Source organism: Candidatus Accumulibacter meliphilus, assembly GCF_036625345.1.
GTDB classification, from domain to species: domain Bacteria; phylum Pseudomonadota; class Gammaproteobacteria; order Burkholderiales; family Rhodocyclaceae; genus Accumulibacter; species Accumulibacter meliphilus.
Genome location: NZ_JAZKTZ010000007.1, coordinates 113,794 through 130,327 on the forward strand (window position 1 = coordinate 113,794; position 16,534 = coordinate 130,327).

General features: G+C 62.4%; 16 protein-coding genes and 1 pseudogene. 8 read left to right on the forward strand and 9 right to left on the reverse strand.

Features of this window, described 5'->3' with window-relative positions; translation table 11 throughout:
• Positions 1-59: 59 nt before the first annotated feature.
• A complete protein-coding gene (locus V5B40_RS15445) occupies positions 60-1,244 on the forward strand; it encodes a transposase (protein ID WP_332355310.1) in 1,185 nt (394 codons plus the stop codon).
• A gap of 225 nt (positions 1,245-1,469) precedes the next feature.
• On the opposite strand, the gene V5B40_RS15450 is transcribed toward V5B40_RS15445, so the two are convergent.
• Positions 1,470-2,063: a Druantia anti-phage system protein DruA gene (locus V5B40_RS15450; RefSeq protein WP_332355311.1), complete on the reverse strand. Its 594-nt coding sequence runs from the start codon at positions 2,061-2,063 to the stop codon at positions 1,470-1,472.
• 667 nt (positions 2,064-2,730) lie between these two features.
• Between V5B40_RS15450 and V5B40_RS15455 the strand changes: the two genes are divergently transcribed.
• Entirely contained in the window at positions 2,731-3,519 is a 789-nt protein-coding gene (locus tag V5B40_RS15455) for a PEP-CTERM/exosortase system-associated acyltransferase (RefSeq protein ID WP_332355312.1), read from the forward strand.
• A 32-nt stretch (positions 3,520-3,551) separates the two neighbouring features.
• Here the strand turns inward: V5B40_RS15455 and V5B40_RS15460 are convergent, their stop codons facing one another.
• Complete coding sequence (locus V5B40_RS15460) at positions 3,552-4,073, reverse strand: gamma carbonic anhydrase family protein (RefSeq protein WP_332355313.1); 522 nt, start codon at positions 4,071-4,073, stop codon at positions 3,552-3,554.
• Positions 4,074-4,310: 237 nt separating this feature from the next.
• Positions 4,311-5,468 carry a transposase gene (locus V5B40_RS15465; protein WP_332355314.1) on the reverse strand — a complete coding sequence of 386 codons (1,158 nt, stop codon included), beginning with the start codon at positions 5,466-5,468 and terminating at the stop codon, positions 4,311-4,313.
• Between the two features lie 294 nt (positions 5,469-5,762).
• Between V5B40_RS15465 and V5B40_RS15470 the strand changes: the two genes are divergently transcribed.
• The 6 genes from V5B40_RS15470 (at position 5,763) to V5B40_RS15495 (ending at position 10,875) form a co-directional block, all read left to right on the forward strand.
• Positions 5,763-6,296, forward strand: a complete 534-nt coding sequence (locus tag V5B40_RS15470; protein WP_332353651.1) for a DUF6431 domain-containing protein — start codon at positions 5,763-5,765, stop codon at positions 6,294-6,296.
• A gap of 129 nt (positions 6,297-6,425) precedes the next feature.
• Positions 6,426-7,754 carry a DDE-type integrase/transposase/recombinase gene (locus V5B40_RS15475; RefSeq protein WP_332353652.1) on the forward strand — a complete coding sequence of 443 codons (1,329 nt, stop codon included), beginning with the start codon at positions 6,426-6,428 and terminating at the stop codon, positions 7,752-7,754.
• Position 7,755: 1 nt separating this feature from the next.
• Positions 7,756-8,550 carry an ExeA family protein gene (locus tag V5B40_RS15480; RefSeq protein WP_332353653.1) on the forward strand — a complete coding sequence of 265 codons (795 nt, stop codon included), beginning with the start codon at positions 7,756-7,758 and terminating at the stop codon, positions 8,548-8,550.
• Entirely contained in the window at positions 8,547-8,747 is a 201-nt protein-coding gene (locus V5B40_RS15485) for a hypothetical protein (RefSeq protein WP_332353654.1), read from the forward strand. The genes V5B40_RS15480 and V5B40_RS15485 overlap by 4 nt, the downstream gene beginning before the upstream one ends.
• A 478-nt stretch (positions 8,748-9,225) precedes the next feature.
• On the forward strand, positions 9,226-10,503 hold the full coding sequence (locus V5B40_RS15490) for an IS110 family transposase (protein WP_332355315.1): 1,278 nt from the start codon (positions 9,226-9,228) through the stop codon (positions 10,501-10,503).
• Between the two features lie 90 nt (positions 10,504-10,593).
• Complete coding sequence (locus V5B40_RS15495) at positions 10,594-10,875, forward strand: cryptic plasmid protein A (RefSeq protein WP_332355316.1); 282 nt, start codon at positions 10,594-10,596, stop codon at positions 10,873-10,875.
• Positions 10,876-11,015: 140 nt separating this feature from the next.
• Here V5B40_RS15495 and V5B40_RS15500 read toward each other — a convergent pair whose 3' ends face one another.
• The 6 genes and pseudogenes from V5B40_RS15500 to V5B40_RS15525 all read right to left on the reverse strand — a co-directional run bounded on the left by V5B40_RS15500 (position 11,016) and on the right by V5B40_RS15525 (position 16,491).
• Positions 11,016-11,297 carry a hypothetical protein gene (locus V5B40_RS15500; RefSeq protein ID WP_332355317.1) on the reverse strand — a complete coding sequence of 94 codons (282 nt, stop codon included), beginning with the start codon at positions 11,295-11,297 and terminating at the stop codon, positions 11,016-11,018.
• A gap of 214 nt (positions 11,298-11,511) precedes the next feature.
• Entirely contained in the window at positions 11,512-12,246 is a 735-nt protein-coding gene (istB, locus tag V5B40_RS15505; protein ID WP_332355318.1) for an IS21-like element helper ATPase IstB, read from the reverse strand.
• Between the two features lie 12 nt (positions 12,247-12,258).
• Positions 12,259-13,167 (reverse strand): annotated as a pseudogene (locus V5B40_RS15510) (Mu transposase domain-containing protein); the annotation flags it as partial.
• Between the two features lie 86 nt (positions 13,168-13,253).
• Positions 13,254-14,261, reverse strand: a complete 1,008-nt coding sequence (locus V5B40_RS15515) for a tyrosine-type recombinase/integrase (protein ID WP_332355319.1) — start codon at positions 14,259-14,261, stop codon at positions 13,254-13,256.
• Positions 14,258-15,232, reverse strand: coding sequence for a tyrosine-type recombinase/integrase (locus tag V5B40_RS15520; protein WP_332355320.1), 975 nt, complete (start codon positions 15,230-15,232; stop codon positions 14,258-14,260). The genes V5B40_RS15515 and V5B40_RS15520 overlap by 4 nt, the downstream gene beginning before the upstream one ends.
• Positions 15,229-16,491, reverse strand: a complete 1,263-nt coding sequence (locus tag V5B40_RS15525) for a site-specific integrase (protein WP_332355321.1) — start codon at positions 16,489-16,491, stop codon at positions 15,229-15,231. The genes V5B40_RS15520 and V5B40_RS15525 overlap by 4 nt, the downstream gene beginning before the upstream one ends.
• Positions 16,492-16,534 lie beyond the last annotated feature (43 nt).

Consider the following 16,534-nt stretch of genomic DNA (forward strand, 5'->3'; position numbering starts at 1 on the left):
GCAGGCGGCCATTTCTGGCATGATGGGTTTCTCAAGACCAACATCATAACACCCGCAAAATGGATACTACCCAACGCGAACTGATCATGCAACGCTGGAACGTGATTCAGCACGAACTGCTGCCCGAGTTGAGGGCTGAAGGTCCGCTGACACCGAAGTTGGAGAAGGTCGTGCACATCCTGGAATGGGTGCGCATTGAGGAATTCACGGGATCGAACTGGTGTGGCGTGGGGCGTCCGCCGGTAGAGCGGGCGTGGCTGGCGAACGCTTTCGTGGCTAAGTCGGTGTTGGGGCTCAATACCACGGTAGTGCTGATTGAACGCCTGACGATAGACCGTGCGCTGCGACGTATCTGTGGCTTTCCTCTGTGCAAGAAACTGCCTTCTGAAGCCACCTTCTCGCGCGCCTTCGACGAGTTTTCTCAAGCGGATTTGGGCCAGCGGGTGCATGAAGCCCTCGTCAAGGCCCATCTCGGGGATGAACTGATCGGACATATCAGCCGCGACGGTACGGCCATTGAAGCACGCGAACATCCGTCCCGGCGCGAGGCGGCCGTGGCCGAAGAGGTCCCAGCGGCACAGCCCTCGGTGCTCCCGAAGGAAGAGAGCCCTTCCGAAGCGAGTGCGCCAGTGCCAGAAACGCCACCAGCGGCGAAGAAACGTGGCCGCCCCCGGCGCGGCGAGACACGACCACCCGCGAAGGAGTCGCCGATCCAGCGCCAACGCGGGCAGACGTTGGCGCAAATGCTCGATGAGATTCCGACGGCGTGTGATCGCGGCACGAAGTGCAACGCCCAAGGCTACAAGGTCAGCTGGAACGGCTATAAGCTGCATCTCGACACCGCCGACTGTGGCGTGCCCATCGCGGCGCTGCTCTCAAGCGCCTCGATGCACGACAGCCGTGCCGCCATTCCGCTATCACTGATCAGTGCCGAGCGGGTGACCAACCTCTACGATGTCATGGATGCGGCCTATTGCAGCACGGAATTGCGTGAGCACTGCCGGAGTCTCGGCCACGTTCCGCTGATCGATCACAATCCGCGTCGCGGCGAGAAGATCGAATTCGCACCGGCCGAGGCTATTCGTTACAACGAACGTACCGTCGCCGAGCGCAGCAACGCGCGGCTCAAGGACGAATTCGGCGGCAACACCATCATGGTCGAGGGCGACGCCAAGGTGATGGCGCACTTGATGTTCGGTATCCTGGCGCTGACCGCCGACCAGTTGATGCGATTACGAGAATGACCACCCGTTTTTCCTCTCCGACCGCTGTGCATCCGATGATGCAGGGCGGTCGTCGCCCCCAATGAGACAAATAATGCCATCAGGTTAGCCGCTCGGCCACGGCAACGTCCCTCGCGACAAAAATCGTTCCCAGAGAGCGAATCCCGCGGCCCAGCAGTTCCCGTAGGGAGTTTTGCAAGAGGCTCGCCTGACAGCACATTACGCGCTTGTTGTGCCATTAGAAATTCATTTGCCCTGCAAGCAATTGATTATGCAAGAGGTTTTTTGGGGTAGGTTAAGCAGGGGCCAGGGTCTGTTCGAGGAACTCGCTGAGCAGCGGGATGACCAGGCCGTTGTGGAAGGCCAGCTGTGATACGACCGGCCGGGGCGGGCCAGCCCGCGCCCGCTGCTTGCCCCAAGCAACTGCCAACCGGCGGCACGGTAGCAGGTCCCGGCATAGTGACGCGGATCGACGAAGGTCTCCAGCAGCAGGGGCTCGAAGCCCCAGTGCTCGAGCCAGTCCGCGCGTGCGCGGCGCGCGAGTTGCCCGAGCACATGGCTGGCCAGATGGGGTACGCGGACGTGCGGAAAGATCAGGAAGCGGCTGTTGTTCACCACCCGCGCCATGTTCTCGCGGCGGGTCTGGGCCGTCCAGCCGATCCACTGATCGCGCACGGCCACCGCGCGGGCAGCACCGGACAGCAGGACGCAGCCCAGCCGCCGGTCGCCCGCCGTGATGAAGTAGCGCAGCCGGTAGCCGAAGGCCCCCTGGAAACCCAGCGGGTGCCAACGCGCCACCAGCGCATCCCACTGCGCCACCCGGGTCGCGTCGCGAACCACTTCGGGACACCGGCGCGAGCGCCGACAGGGCGCAGTGCACCGCCGGCTCGGCAACGGGGGCGACTGGGGCGGCGGATGCCGATGGCGGCGCGCAACGGCGCGGCGGCGAGGGCCTCAACGCAGTCAGTACCAGCAACCCGGCCGCCTGCAAACGCTCCAGGAAGTCCAGGCAGGCGCTGATCTTCGCCGTCCCCGTCAGTGTGGTCCAGCCCAGGTGCTCGCACACTGTCGCCGCCAACTCCTTGCGTGCCAATCCCGGCAGCCACGCGACCGTCGCGCAGAGCTCGGCAATCTCCGTCGCGCTGAACACGCGACCACAGTGCACCCATTCCCCCGCACTCGTTGCAAGCATCGCAAAACCTCCGACTGAAGCGCAGATTGATTACGCTCCACCTATCCTGCCAGAAGTCCGCCCGGCTGTTTAGCCCTCTTGCGCGAAGGTTTTTTCTTGCGACGCACCCCCAGGCCTTGAAAATACCGGGCTGCAGCATTCATGCTTCAGGGCTGCGTTCTTGCCATGACGGCACGCAAGAACTAGATCATAATCTCAGCCGCCATGCTGTGACCGGTGGGCAAGCCGCGCCGCTGGTCAACAACTCGACCTGTACGATGCCTCCGGCTTGACTGTTCAAGCTGTCCTGCACTCCTTTGCACCAGGGGAACCGCGATGATCAACCCGACAGAAACTACGAACACGGGCGAGGGCTTCAGCAAGTACTTTGAAATCGTGCCAGCGCTCAGTGAGATGCAGCAGAACGCCGCGTTTGGCCTGCGCCACAGCGTCTATTGCGAGGATCTCGGCTGGGAGGCCACGCGCAGCGATGCCAGGGAGACCGACGACTACGACGCGCACTCCCTGCATTGCCTGGTGCGTAGCGTTTCATCGGGCGATTTCGTCGGCTATGTGCGGCTCGTTCTGGCCCGCCCAGGGGAACTCCTTCACCCCTTGCCGTTTGAGGAAACCTGTGCTGAGACGCTCGATCGCGCGATCATGGATCCTGCCGCTGTGCCGCGGGAGCGCATTGCCGAGGTCTCGCGCCTTGCCATAGTTGGCCAGTACCGGCGCCGCCGTGGCGAGGAGAAAACGGCCGGAACCCTGAGTGACTCGAGTTTTGGCACCCCCGACCAACCGCGTTTCCCGTATCTGCTGGTTGGTCTGTACATGGCGGTTTTCGCGCTGGCTGAATGCCACGGCCTGCAGACGCTGTTTCTCCTTGTCGAACCCCGTTTGGCGCGCCACCTGAATCAGGTTGGCATCCGCAACCAGCAGATTGGACGCGGCGCAGAGCACCGTGGTCTGCGTATTCCTGCGGTGATGGACGTCAGCGATGTCGTCGACCACTTGAACCCACGCCTCCGCTCGATCTTCGACATCGTCCAGGAGGAAGTGGCCGCGGCCCATCGCGCGGAGGGCATTGCCCTGTCTGGCACGAGCGCAACTGTTCGTTCGCGATGACGAGGCGTGCGTTTGGGGCACGCTTGCGCTTTCTACAGAGCCTGGAGTTCGCTCTGGTAGCGCTGCCAGTTGGCGACATAGTGGTCGGCGCTATGCGTGAGGCGCTCGACCTCTTCGTCACTGAGTTGTCGGATCACCTTGCCCGGTGAGCCGACGATCAGCGAGTAGTCGGGAAAGACCTTGCCTTCGGGAATCAGCGTGTTGGCCCCGACGATGCAGCCCTTGCCGATCACCGAATGGTTGAGCAGCACCGAACCGATGCCGATCAGGGAGCAGTCGCCGATGCTGCAGCCGTGCAGCATGACCAGGTGGCCGACGGTGACGTTGCGGCCAATGGTGAGCGGCACGCCTTCGTCGGTGTGCAGCACCGAGTTGTCCTGGATGTTGCTGTTTTCGCCGATGCTGATCGGGTCGTTGTCGCCGCGAAGTGTGGCGTTCCACCAGATCGAGGCATTCTTCGCCAGGCGGACGTCACCGATGACGATCGCTGTGGGGGCGACCCAGCTCTGTGGGTCGAGTTGCGGGCGGCGGGCGCCGATTGCGTAAATGGGCATGGCTGGGGTCTCGCGGTTGTTGCGGACTGCAGATTGTAGCCTGTAAGCAGTTGAGCCTCTTGCAAAACTCCCCACGGGAACTGCTGGGCCGCGGGATTCGCTCTCTGGGAACGATTTTTGTCGCGAGGGACGTTGCCGTGGCCGAGCGGCTAACCTGATGGCATTATTTGTCTCATTGGGGGCGACGACCGCCCTGCATCATCGGATGCACAGCGGTCGGAGAGGAAACACAGGCGGTCATTCTCGTAATCGCATCAACTGGTCGGCGGTCAGCGCCAGGATACCGAACATCAAGTGCGCCATCACCTTGGCGTCGCCCTTGACCATGATGGTGTTGCCGCCGAATTCGTCCTTGAGCCGCGCGTTGCTGCGCTCGGCGACGGTACGTTCGTTGTAACGAATGGCCTCGGCCGGTGCGAATTCGATCTTCTCGCCGCGACGCGGATTGTGATCGATCAGCGGAACGTGGCCGAGACTCCGGCAGTGCTCACGCAATTCGGTGCTGCAATAGGCCGCATCCATGACATCGTAGAGGTTGGTCACCCGCTCGGCACTGATCAGTGATAGCGGAATGGCGGCACGGCTGTCGTGCATCGAGGCGCTTGAGAGCAGCGCCGCGATGGGCACGCCACAGTCGGCGGTGTCGAGATGCAGCTTATAGCCGTTCCAGCTGACCTTGTAGCCTTGGGCGTTGCACTTCGTGCCGCGATCACACGCCGTCGGAATCTCATCGAGCATTTGCGCCAACGTCTGCCCGCGTTGGCGCTGGATCGGCGACTCCTTCGCGGGTGGTCGTGTCTCGCCGCGCCGGGGGCGGCCACGTTTCTTCGCCGCTGGTGGCGTTTCTGGCACTGGCGCACTCGCTTCGGAAGGGCTCTCTTCCTTCGGGAGCACCGAGGGCTGTGCCGCTGGGACCACTTCGGCCACGGCCGCCTCGCTCCGGGACGGATGTTCGCGTGCTTCAATGGCCGTACCGTCGCGGCTGATATGTCCGATCAGTTCATCCCCGAGATGGGCCTTGACGAGGGCTTCATGCACCCGCTGGCCCAAATCCGCTTGAGAAAACTCGTCGAAGGCGCGCGAGAAGGTGGCTTCAGAAGGCAGTTTCTTGCACAGAGGAAAGCCACAGATACGTCGCAGCGCACGGTCTATCGTCAGGCGCTCAATCAGCCCTACCGTGGTATTGAGCCCCAACACTGACTTAGCCACAAAAGCGTTCGCCAGCCACGCCCGCTCTACCGGCGGACGCCCCACGCCACACCAGTTCGATCCCGTGAATTCCTCAATGCGCACCCATTCCAGGATGTGCACGACCTTCTCCAACTTCGGTGTCAGCGGACCTTCAGCCCTCAACTCGGGCAGCAGTTCGTGCTGAATCACGCAGCCCTGAAGCATGAATGCTGCAGCTGTGTATTCCACGCAATATAGTTACTCAACCAAGTGTGAGCAGGGCCAGAGGCAACTGCCAGACACGCTCTTCAATTTATTCTAAAAGCATGGTCGAGCGAGCCAGTGTTACGTCCGCCGCTCTCCAGTAACTGACGGCGTCGCCTATCCCATGAACGGCGAGAGCGAAGGAAGGCGTGCTGCCTGAACGAGGCTGGGACGACGTGAACGAAAGATGGGCCGGGACACCTCTGTTATCGTGGGAAGTTATCAAGACAACCGAGATAGAAGAGAGCCCAGCCCATGCAGCGAATTGTAGCCGGCATCGACACGATCGAGCAGCATCTTGAGGCCGTCAGGCAAGCCCCCGAAGTGTATCGGCCGCCGTGCTGCCCGCATTGCGGGCTCAAGATCCTTTGGCCACACGGGCACTATGAGCGCAAGGCCGACCGGCGAGCCGGGCAGGTTTCACTCAATCCGATACCGATCTGCCGCTACCGTTGCTCTGGTTGTCGGCGCACCTGTTCACGTCTGCCGGCGTGCATCGCACCGCGCCGCTGGTATGACTGGTCGGTGCAGCAAGCCCACCTCGAACGGCAGTTGAGCGAACGCTCCGATCAGCGCCGTGCACTCGGCAGCCTGCCGGACCGGCGTACCGCCGGTCGCTGGTGGGACTGGCTACAGAAGAGCAGCCTGCTGTTCGAGTTTCACCTGCGCGCCCGCTGTGCCGAACTCGGGCGGGCCGCCGACTTCGGCGCTTTCTGGCGTCGGGTATTCGAATCCATGGGGCTGGTGCAAGCCATGACCCTCCTTGATCAAGAGCTGAACATCCCGTGATGTCCTGATCCTGAACGAGCGGTGGACAGGGCAGACCCCGCCCGGGCGGGGTCCCCACACAGTTTGCTCCTGTCATTATCCGGGTCCTTCTGGTTTGATCACCTCTCCGATTTATCACAAGGAGTGGTCATGAACCCGATTGATCCGAAAGCCCTGTTTCGCCTGTCCGTCCTGGGTCCGCTGATTAGCCGCGAGCGGCTGGAGCGGGGAGAACTGCAACAGATTCTGCGCGAGCTGGCCAGCCGCGAATACGCCATTCCCGGCACCCGTCGGCGGCATCTGAGCGAGAAGACGATTCAGGCCTGGTACTACGCCTGGCGCCTCCACAAACTCGATGGGCTGACGCCCAAGGTACGCGCCGACCGCGGGCAATCGAAGCTCTCCGCCGCCACCCAGGCCGCCATTCTTGCCGCCAAGCGCGACAACCCGCGGCGCTCGCTGTGCCAGATTCGCCAATTGCTCGAAGCGGCCGGCACCGTCGCCCGTGGCGGCCTCGCCCGCTCGACCATTCACCGTCTGCTGCAGCAGCACGGTCTGTCACGAATCAGCGGCTCGGCCAGCCTGCCGGAAGAGAAACGCAGCTTTGTCGCCGCGACCGCGGGGGCGATCTGGTATGGCGACGTGATGCACGGCCCACGCGTCCCGATCGGCGGCAAACTCGCCAAGAGCTATCTCGTCTCACTGTTCGACGACGCTTCCCGGTTGCTCACGCACAGCGCCTTCTGCCCTGGCGAGACCGCTCTGGACATCGAAGGCGTGCTCAAGCAGGCGGTGCTCAGGCGCGGCATTCCGCTCAAGTTGGTCGTTGATAATGGCGCCGCCTATCGCGCCGAAACTTTGCAGGGGATCTGCGCCCGGCTGGGCATCCATCTCATTCACTGCCGGCCGTACGCGCCCGAGGGCAAGGGCAAATTGGAGCGCTGGCACCGTACCTGCCGCGATCAGTTTCTCAGCGAACTCGACGAGCGCCATATCGCCAGCCTGGACGATCTCAACGCGCGTTTGTGGGCTTGGCTCGAGCAGGTTTATCACCGCCGCCCGCATGCCAGTCTGGACGGCATCAGCCCTTTGGCACGTTACCAGCAGGACCTGTCCAGGATTCGCCCGCTCGGGCCGTTGGCGGCGAAGCTCGATCTCTTGTTCCGGCATCGCGTCAGCCGTCTGGTGCGCAAGGATGGCACGGTGTCGTATCACGGCAAACGCTTCGAGGTGCCGTTCGAGCTCTCCGGTCAAACGGTGTCTCTGGTGGTCGATCCGCATACCGAGGTAGTGATCGGCGTCGAGGACGAGGAAGGGAAAGCGATCGGCGCGGCGACGCCGCTCGATGCACTGGCCAACGCCACACGTCGGCGACGCCAGCCGGACCCGGCGAACACTGACCCAGCGCCCCCGACGAAGAGCGGCCCGAATCTGATCGAGCTGATCTATCAGCAATATTACGACTGCAAGGGGGAGTGAAATGGACTTGCAACACTTTGGTTTGCGGCATTCGCCGCTGGGCAAGGAAGCGGCCGAGTTGTGGGATGACGGTGCGCTGGGGCTGTTGGCGGAGCGCTTCGCCTGGTTGTTGCACTCGCCCGGAGTCGGCCTGATCACCGGCGAACCGGGAGTGGGCAAGACGGCCGCCTTGCGCCAGCTGACCCGCGGCCTGAATCCGCATCGCCACCTGGTGATCTATCAGGCGGAGACGGATTTCGGGCGGCTCGATATCTATCGCGGTCTGGCGCGCGCTCTGGGAGTGGAAGCGGGCTATCGGCGGGCGCAGCTATGGCGCGATCTGAAGGAGCGGATTCTGCAACTGGTCGATGGCCGCCAGTTGGTGCCGGTATGGATCATCGACGAGGCGCAGAATCTGCCGCTGGAGTTCTTCCGCGATTTGCCGGCCTTTCTCAACTTCGCTTTTGATACACGCGATGTGATGTCGGTCTGGTTGATCGGCCATCCGGCACTGGCGCAAACACTGGAGCGGGCGCCTTATGCGGCGCTGGCCGGGCGCATTCAGGTACGCGTGAAGCTCAAACCGGTGCTCGAACGCGAGCGCTTTGCGCAACTGATCCAGCACAGCCTGAAGAGCGCCGGTTGCACGCATACGCTGCTCAGCGATTCGGGCCTGGAGATCTTGCGGCAGGCCAGCAAGGGGCTACCGCGGCACGCCGGGAGAATTCTGCGCACGGCGATGCGCCTGGCGGTACCACGCGGCCTCAATCATCTGCCGGACGATCTCTTGCAGTTGGCGATCGAGGAATTGCGATGAGCCGCCGCTCTGCTCTCCCGTTGTTCCCCGATGGGCTCTCCGATGAAAGCGCGGCAGCGCTCAGTGAATTCCTTAACCAGCTCGCCGTCGCATGCGAAAGCCGTTACTTCGTACAGCTGCGCCGCTACCACCAGCGGCAGATGAATCTGTACGATCCCGAAGCCCCCTGGCGGACCCCGCCGCTGCCGCCTCGGTAGCGCCTTCATCCCACGCTGCCGCCGGGATAGATGTTCCCGTCGCAGCGTGGGACTCGGCCAGCGTTTCAACCTCGAAAAGCTTGGGCCGAGGGCTCTAAATCAGCGCAGGACGTAACAGCCAGCAGGCGAGCCGACCGTCTTGTCGGCGAGCACGCCGACAAGACGCCAGCATTGGCTTTTTGAAGGGCACGCATGGCGTGGTCGCCCCTTGCCGAGCGCACATGCGGTGGTTCCGCTTTCGGTAGTCTAACTACCGCCGGCAGGTAGCTGTCGGTGAAAGCGGGACATGCAGCCGCGGATTACGAATAATTCCACGCAAACGTTCGATGTTCACCAGTTTGGTTTCGAATCCGCGGGTGCGCTTGAGCGCGATAACGAATACTCAGGGATTGTCGCTTCATCGACTCTCTATATTGCTTTCGCAGCGCCCAGGCAGGCACGTCCCGTTCCTCCACTCTAGCACTTGGAGGTATGAACTATGACTCCTGAACCCAACCCAGAATTCGCCGCCTTCATCGGCATCGACTGGGCCGATGCGAAACACGACATCTGCCTGCAAGCGGCCGGAAGCCGCCAGCGTGAATTCGCCGTGCTGTCCCATCGCCCCGACGCCATCGATGAGTGGGCCGCCGCGCTCAGGCAGCGCTTTCACGGCCAGGCGGTGGCCGTCTGTCTCGAGATCGTCCGCGGACCGCTGGTCTACGCGCTGCAGAAACATGACTTCTTTGTCCTGTTTCCGGTGAATCCCGCCACCCTGGCGAAGTATCGTCAGGCCTTCCAGCCCAGCCACGCCAAGGCCGATCCGGCCGATGCGCAAATCGCCCTGGAGATCCTTCTGTGCCACCGCGACAAGCTGAAAGCCTTGCAGCCACAGAGCGTCGGCATTCGCACGCTCGAACGCCTGCTGGAAGAGCGACGGGAATTCGTCGATGAGCAGACGCGGATCACCAACCGCCTGACCAGCGCGCTGAAGGAGTACTTTCCCCTGGCCAACGCGTGGTTCGACGAGAAAGCGAGTGCCCTGTTCTGCGACTTCCTGAGCCATTGGCCCAGCCTCAAGCAGCTGCAACGCGCCCGCCGGACGACACTGCTCACCTTCTTCCGGGAACATCATTGCTACCAACCCCGCTTGATCGAAGAACGCCTGGCGGCCCTCCAGCGTGCCGCACCGCTCACCGACGATGCGGCAGTCATCAAGCCGAAAGCGCTCATGGTCGAGGGTCTGGTAGACCAATTGCGCGTCACGCTGAAGGCCATCGCCCGCTTTGATGCCGAGATCGAGGCCGTCGCCCCGACCCTGCCGGATTACGCGCTGTTCCAGGCACTGCCGGGCGCCGGTCCCAACCTGGCGCCGCGCTTGCTGGTCGCTTTCGGCGAACGACGGGAGCGCTTCGCCACCGCCGCCGATGTCCAGATGTTTGTCGGCGTCGCGCCGGTGACGGAAAGCAGTGGCAAGCAGCATTGGGTGCATTGGCGGCTGCAATGCCCGACGTTCCTGCGCCAGACCTTCGTCGAGTGGGCCGCCCAGACCATCACCCGTTCCTTCTGGGCCGGCGCCTACTATCGGCAACAACGCGCCAAAGGCTGCGCGCATCAGACCGCTGTTCGGGCCTTGGCCTTCAAGTGGATACGCATTCTCTTCCGTTGCTGGCAGTTGCGCACGCCGTATGACGAGTCGGCCTACCTGAATGCCTTGCAGCGCCGAGGTTCACCCTTGCTGGCGAGTTTGGCGTTGCCATCGCCTGCCACGCATTGACCGGCAGAGAAGCGATGTTGCCCAGGACATGAACGCACCACGGTGCCGGCGGTCGGCTGAACCGGCACCACGTCACCGGAGCTGAAGATCATGAACGTCATTCTCGAAACCGAACGCGATCGTCGGACCCTCGCGTGGTTGATTCAACAAGTCGGCGAGCCTGCGCTTGAGAGGGCCTGCAGCCGCTTGGCGGGCAGGCGCAAGTGCTATCCGTCCAACCTCGCCAAGTGCCTTGGCCTGGTGCCACCGGACAGCCTCGCCGGACCCTCACCGGACCAGGTCCAGGCTTATCTAAACGACATGCGAGCGCTGCTCAAGCACCCCACGTTGGAAAGGCGGGTCAGCCTCACGCAGCCGTCAAAAAACCCTTGACGAGTACCTCAGGGCGTAAACTGGACACCCATTCCACGCGAACCTGGACAGTCGGAGCGTAGCGACGCGGGGTTGAAAGGTTTTACTCTGAGCCTCGTGCTGAGGTCAAGTTTTTGGTCCGCAAAGGCAGCCGTTCGGCGTTACTGCGTAACGGACTCTTTGTCCAATCGAAGGCGCTTTTCGTAGTATTCATTCTCGCCATTGTGCACCCGCGCCGCGCGCTTCAAAGCGGCGAGGTTCGCCTCACGAAGCAGGCCTTCAAGGACCTCGCGTTGCGTTACTGCGTAACAAGCCGCCAGGCGCTCCAAGGCACGCTTGGCGTGAAGATTGACCAGTAGATTCAGCCGCTCGGCCTGGCCGTCAAGATCTTTCAAGTGACGAGCGCGATACTCCGACTGCCGTTGAGCATTGGTTTTTGCCATGTTGATGGTCCTGTTGAGCGTTACGCAGTAACGGTTTGATGAGGGGGTGCCGTGCCAGTAGGGCAGCGATCAAGGGCGCAGGCCGTGTCGCGCTTTGGGCGCAAGGAGTGACACCGCGCAGAGTTATCCACGGCCGCCCGCCAGGCTGCGCTCCTTCTATAGCAGGCGGGCTGGCGGGCGGCGGTGGGTAACTTGTCGAGCTTGCTGGAGGCGTTCATACCGGCTGCTCCGGCTTGCGCAGCGATTCACCATCAAGGTCCAGCGTATGCGCCTGATGGACCAGCCGGTCGAGGATCGCATCCGCCAGGGTCGGGTCGCCAATCGAGGCATGCCAATGCTCGACCTGCAGCTGGCTGGTGATGATTGTCGAGCGCGTCCCATGGCGGTCATCGAAGATCTCCAGGAGATCCCGACGACTGTCGTCGGAAAGCGGCGCCAGGGCCCATTCGTCGATCACCAGCACCTCGGTCTTGGCCAACTGCGCCAGCAACTTCAGGTAGCTGCCATCGCCACGGCCGATCGCCAGCGCCGGCAAGAGACGCGTCAAGCGCACATAGAGCACCGAATGCCCCTGCCGACACGCCTGGTTGGCCAGGGCGCACGCCAGATAGGTCTTGCCGATCCCCGTCGGCCCGCAGATCAGCACGTTCTGGTGATCCTTCACCCAGCGCCCGGTCATCAAGCGGGCGAAGAGTCCCCGGTCGAGTCGGCGCGGATGCCGGTAATTGACATCTTCTGGCGTCGCCGCCTGTTTCAGTCCGGCGCGTTTCAGACGCGCCGTATTCTGTCGTGACTCGCGTTCGGCGGCCTCGCAGTCGACCAGCAGCCCGAGGCGCTCCTCGAACGATAACTGGCCGATTTCAGGGCTTTGCGCCTGGCTGGCCAGTGCCCGGGCCATGCCCGGAAGGCGCAGTTGGTGGAGTCTCTCGACGGTCGGATGATTCAGCATGGCAAAGCTCCTTCAGTGGTAGTAACCGGGGCCGCGCACATTGGCGTGCTCCGGGGGTAAATGGGTCTGGGCGGGGGCACTCACCCGCTGCTTGTCCAGGCCGTTCTTCAAGATCGATTTCAGGCTGCTGTAGGACGTCGCGCCAATGGCGATGGCCCGCTCGCAGGCCGCTTCCAGGCGGTCGTCCCCGTAGGCCTTGCCCAGGCGCAGGATGCCCAGGCAGGCCCGGTAAGCCTGCTGCGGATGGCGGCGTTAATGCAGAAGGCTCTGCACGACACCCTGGGCGTGCGGCCCGATGCGCCGGGCCCAGTCGAGCAGCCGCGGGGCATTCCAGCCCTGCACCGCCTGATGGGCCGGTGCCATGTGCGCATCGGCGGTGCTGTGCCGGCCGCGGCTGTCGTTGCGCACATGACTGGCGATGCGCGTGCCGCGGTGGAAGAGCTCCACCGTGCTCGCCGTCAGCCGGCTATCGACCTGCGTGCGGGCGAAGCGATACGGCACCGAGTAGTAGTGGCCGACGAGCTCGACGTGGTAGTCGATGCCGACCCTGACGACCTTCCACTCGGCGAACTCGTAACGGGTCACCGGCAAGGGCAGTAAAGCGGGCCGATCGAGTTCGACGAAGGCCGATTGGCGGCAGCCGGGCAACTTCTTGAACGGCCGCTGGTTGAGCCAGCTCATCAGCTCGGCGATGCTGCGGTTGAGCTCGTTGAGGCTGAAGAAACGCTGGTGGCGCAGACGCGCCAGGACCCAGCGCTCGACCAGGAGGACGCCGGCCTCGGCCTTGGCCTTGTCTTTCGGGCGACGGGGCCGGGCGGGTAGAACCGCGGTGCCGTAATGGGTGGCCAGGTCGCGGTAGGTCGGGTTGAGTTCGGGCTCGTAGTAGCAGGCGGTGGTGACGCCGCTCTTGAGGTTGTCGGGATTATGTGCCTCTCGGCGTTATGTGCCCTGCGGTCTGCCGATCGCTGCTGTGCAAGGCGGTGCCCGCGATGAATGGCACATAAATTTCAAAGCGATTGCAGCCATTTCATGAGGTCCTGGTCGTGGCGCCATCCGATGCTGGAGGGGGATATTCCATCGGGATTCACAGGTGGTGCGCAAGCGGCTAGCGCAGCCTGTTTGGTGCGCAGAGTGATCTCCGCGTAACGATTGGTGGTCTCAAGGCAAGTGTGGCCAAGCCAACTACGAACCACGTTGATGTCGGCGCCGCTCTCCAACAAGGAGACCGCTGCGCTGTGTCTGAAGACGTGCGGGGAGATCCCATAGCGTTGGCTATGGAAGCGTTTGGGTCGCAACATCCTGGTGTGCCGCCTGACGATCTTGTAGATCCCAAATCGCGTCAGCGCTTGCCTGCGACGCGAGGTAAACAAGGCTTGCTCCGGATCGCCCTGCTCAACACTTTCGAGTTGCTTGAGTAGCACTGCGGTCTCCGGCCAGATAGGGCATGCGCGCCACTTATCGCCTTTGCCATGCAGGCGAACGCGAAGGGGGCCATCAAGGTCCACGTCACCCACGCGCAAATCGGCAGCTTCCTGAGCTCGTGCGCCGGTGTTGTACAAGAACATCAGGAGCGCCCGATCGCGTAGAGCCAGTGAGCCCTGCCTGGGTAGTGCTGTGAACACGGCATCGATTTCATCGGGCTCCAGGTAGCGCGTTTCCGGCGCTTGAGTGCGCTTGCTGGGAATAGCCTCAACGCGCTCGGCCTGTGCCAGCATTTCGGGTTCAGCCGTGGCGACGTAGCGATAAAAGGTATGCAGCGCAGCCAGTCGTTGATTGCGAGTGCGCGCGTGATTGGCGCGCTTGACCTCGACCATGCTCAGGAACTCCAATACCCTGTCGGAGTTCAGGTCAGCCACGGCCAGCCGTGTCACCGGGCGCCGGCGGGTGGTTGCGACAAAGGTGATGAAGAGCTTGAGGGTGTCACGGTAGCTCTTTACCGAGGATGGGCGAAGCCCCTTCTGAACCTTGAGGTAGTCCTCGAAGAACGAGTGCAGTAGTTGCCCGAGGCTTTTCATCGCTCACCGCCTTTCGGCACGAAGGCGTGGAAGCGCTGGTCGACTTCGTGCAAGAGTTTGTCGGTGACCGTGAGGTAGACCGCGGTCGAACTGGGGTCGCAATGACCGAGGAAGGTGGAGAGATGAATCAGGCGCTCGTTGGGATCGATTCCTTCCCGGTACCAGCGCAGCAGCGTCCCGACGGCAAAGGAGTGCCGCAGGCAGTGCACCGTCGGGGAAGACACGCCCGGCGGGATGCGCAGGTGTAACTTGGGCAGGAGAGCGTGAAACGTTTGACTAATCGTCCCTTCGTGCACGCAGCCGCGCTGGGTAAACGAGAACAGCGGTGTATCGGCGCAACCTTTGCTCTCGTGGCGATGTTCAACATACTGCCGTAAGCGTTGTGCCAGTTTTGGACCCAACGGAACGATTCGCGTCTTGCTGAACTTGGTCTCGCGGATGAGCAGGGTATCGCGCGTGAAATCGACATCGCCGAGCCTGAGGCGGGCGACCTCGCCAACGCGAAGTCCCGCCCCGTAGAGCAGCGCGAACATGGTTTCATAGACGAGGGCACGGTGCGGTCCCTTGGGTCGATCGGGTAGCGCACGAGCGACTTCGAGTAGGCGCTTCGCGTCGTCCAGGTCGAACAGATAGGGAATGCGCGCGCTAGTTTCACGTCGTGGCCTGGCGCTCACGGGATTTCGTTTCGTGAGCCGCTGCACGATGGCCCAGCCGAAGAAGCGACTTAGGACACCGAGCAGGTGGTTATAGCTGCGTGGCCTGTTTCGGGGTCGAGAGGCGAGAAAGCGGTCGATCAGCTGACTATCGATCTCGTCCCACCGGGTAACGCGCTGATCACAGAGGTAGCGGTCAAACAAATTTAGGGCAAGCGTTTCACTCCGGTACTTGCGGTTCAAGGCCCGTTTGTACTCCACGAAGGTACGTATGGCCTCGGACAGGACACTATTGAGGTCGGATGCGCGCGGTTTCATAGCAACTCTCCATCACCCATGGCCACTTCCCGCAGAGCGGCAATCGAGACCTTGGTGTAGATTTTGGTGGAGTCCGGAGAGCGATGTCCCACGTAGTCGCCGATGGTCTTCAACGGAAACTCGGCATCGATCAGTCGTTGTACACAGGTATGCCTCAGGGTATGGGCCCCGGGCCGATGAACCTGGATACCCGCCTTGATAAGGTAGCGATGGGCGATGGATGAAATCGCGGCACTGCTGATTGGCCGGCGAGGTGCGATCGTGCGGAAGAAGAGATGACGGTCCGTGGTTTGCGGGCGACCATTCTTCAGGTAATCGATCAATGCTTCTGCGACCACGCCAGCGAGCGGATAGACGCTCCAATGTCCAGCCTTGCGCTCGGACACCTGGAAGCGCTCGCGCTCCCAGTCGATGTCCTCTAGGGTGAGCTTTACCACTTCGTGCGCCCGCAACCCGTAGGTCACCAGGAGCAGCAAGATCGCGTAGTCTCGACGCCCACCGCCGCTACGCCGGTCCACCGCTGCCAGCATTCGGCGCACCTCGTCCCAGGTAATGGAGCGGGGCACGTCAGCCAGGCGGTAGCTCTGCGGCATTCCGACTGCCGAGGCAAGGTTTTCAGAGACCACCCCTTCCCGATAACCGTACCGCAGAAATACGCGTAGTGCACCGCACAGATTGCGTCGGCTCGTGCGGGCCATGCCCGGGACACTATCGACCACGAAAGCCGCGAGCAGTGCCGGCGAGAGGTGGCCAAGGGAAGCGACACCAATCCGATGCAGGTAAGCCCTGAAGCGATTGAGATAGTGCTGGTAATGGTAGACCGAGGTTTCCCGCAAGCCACGCTCTTCGCGCAGATAACGCAGAAACCCTGGCGCTTCTTCCTGAAACGGGAAAGGTTTCGTGGAACGTTTCGGCTTGACGTCACCGTCGATCGCCAGCTGCAGCATCTGTCGCACCGGGCTGCCGGCATCGTTCAGCACTCGGTGCCGCGCTTCATCCGTCTTGCAACCCGCGCAGTGCTCGGCGAGCCAGTGTGTGGTGAAGGCCTCGATATGCAAGCTCGCGGCTACGGGATCGGTCGCCCCGTGCTCCCTCGCGAACTTGGCAAACTGGCAGAGTATCGGAACCCGGTGAAAGACGTTACGACCGGCGTAGCCTTGTCCATCCATCCACTCGACATAACGCTCGATCTGCGGTGCGAGCCAATTGGCACGAATGCGATCAATCGTCGATGGCTTAATGTAATACCGTTCGAACATGACAACCTCCATTGAGAAATCCAAAAAGGAGAGTCATCATCCG

Excerpts from the sequence above, each read along its gene's own strand:
- V5B40_RS15445 (WP_332355310.1), top strand. The coding sequence starts at position 60 with ATGGATACTACCCAACGCGAACTGATCATGCAACGCTGGAACGTGATT.
- V5B40_RS15455 (WP_332355312.1), top strand. The coding sequence starts at position 2,731 with ATGATCAACCCGACAGAAACTACGAACACGGGCGAGGGCTTCAGCAAG.
- V5B40_RS15460 (WP_332355313.1), bottom strand. The coding sequence starts at position 4,073 with ATGCCCATTTACGCAATCGGCGCCCGCCGCCCGCAACTCGACCCACAG.
- V5B40_RS15465 (WP_332355314.1), bottom strand. The coding sequence starts at position 5,468 with ATGCTTCAGGGCTGCGTGATTCAGCACGAACTGCTGCCCGAGTTGAGG.
- V5B40_RS15470 (WP_332353651.1), top strand. The coding sequence starts at position 5,763 with ATGCAGCGAATTGTAGCCGGCATCGACACGATCGAGCAGCATCTTGAG.
- V5B40_RS15475 (WP_332353652.1), top strand. The coding sequence starts at position 6,426 with ATGAACCCGATTGATCCGAAAGCCCTGTTTCGCCTGTCCGTCCTGGGT.
- V5B40_RS15480 (WP_332353653.1), top strand. The coding sequence starts at position 7,756 with ATGGACTTGCAACACTTTGGTTTGCGGCATTCGCCGCTGGGCAAGGAA.
- V5B40_RS15485 (WP_332353654.1), top strand. The coding sequence starts at position 8,547 with ATGAGCCGCCGCTCTGCTCTCCCGTTGTTCCCCGATGGGCTCTCCGAT.
- V5B40_RS15490 (WP_332355315.1), top strand. The coding sequence starts at position 9,226 with ATGACTCCTGAACCCAACCCAGAATTCGCCGCCTTCATCGGCATCGAC.
- V5B40_RS15495 (WP_332355316.1), top strand. The coding sequence starts at position 10,594 with ATGAACGTCATTCTCGAAACCGAACGCGATCGTCGGACCCTCGCGTGG.
- V5B40_RS15500 (WP_332355317.1), bottom strand. The coding sequence starts at position 11,297 with ATGGCAAAAACCAATGCTCAACGGCAGTCGGAGTATCGCGCTCGTCAC.
- istB (WP_332355318.1), bottom strand. The coding sequence starts at position 12,246 with ATGCTGAATCATCCGACCGTCGAGAGACTCCACCAACTGCGCCTTCCG.
- V5B40_RS15515 (WP_332355319.1), bottom strand. The coding sequence starts at position 14,261 with ATGAAAAGCCTCGGGCAACTACTGCACTCGTTCTTCGAGGACTACCTC.
- V5B40_RS15520 (WP_332355320.1), bottom strand. The coding sequence starts at position 15,232 with ATGAAACCGCGCGCATCCGACCTCAATAGTGTCCTGTCCGAGGCCATA.
- V5B40_RS15525 (WP_332355321.1), bottom strand. The coding sequence starts at position 16,491 with ATGTTCGAACGGTATTACATTAAGCCATCGACGATTGATCGCATTCGT.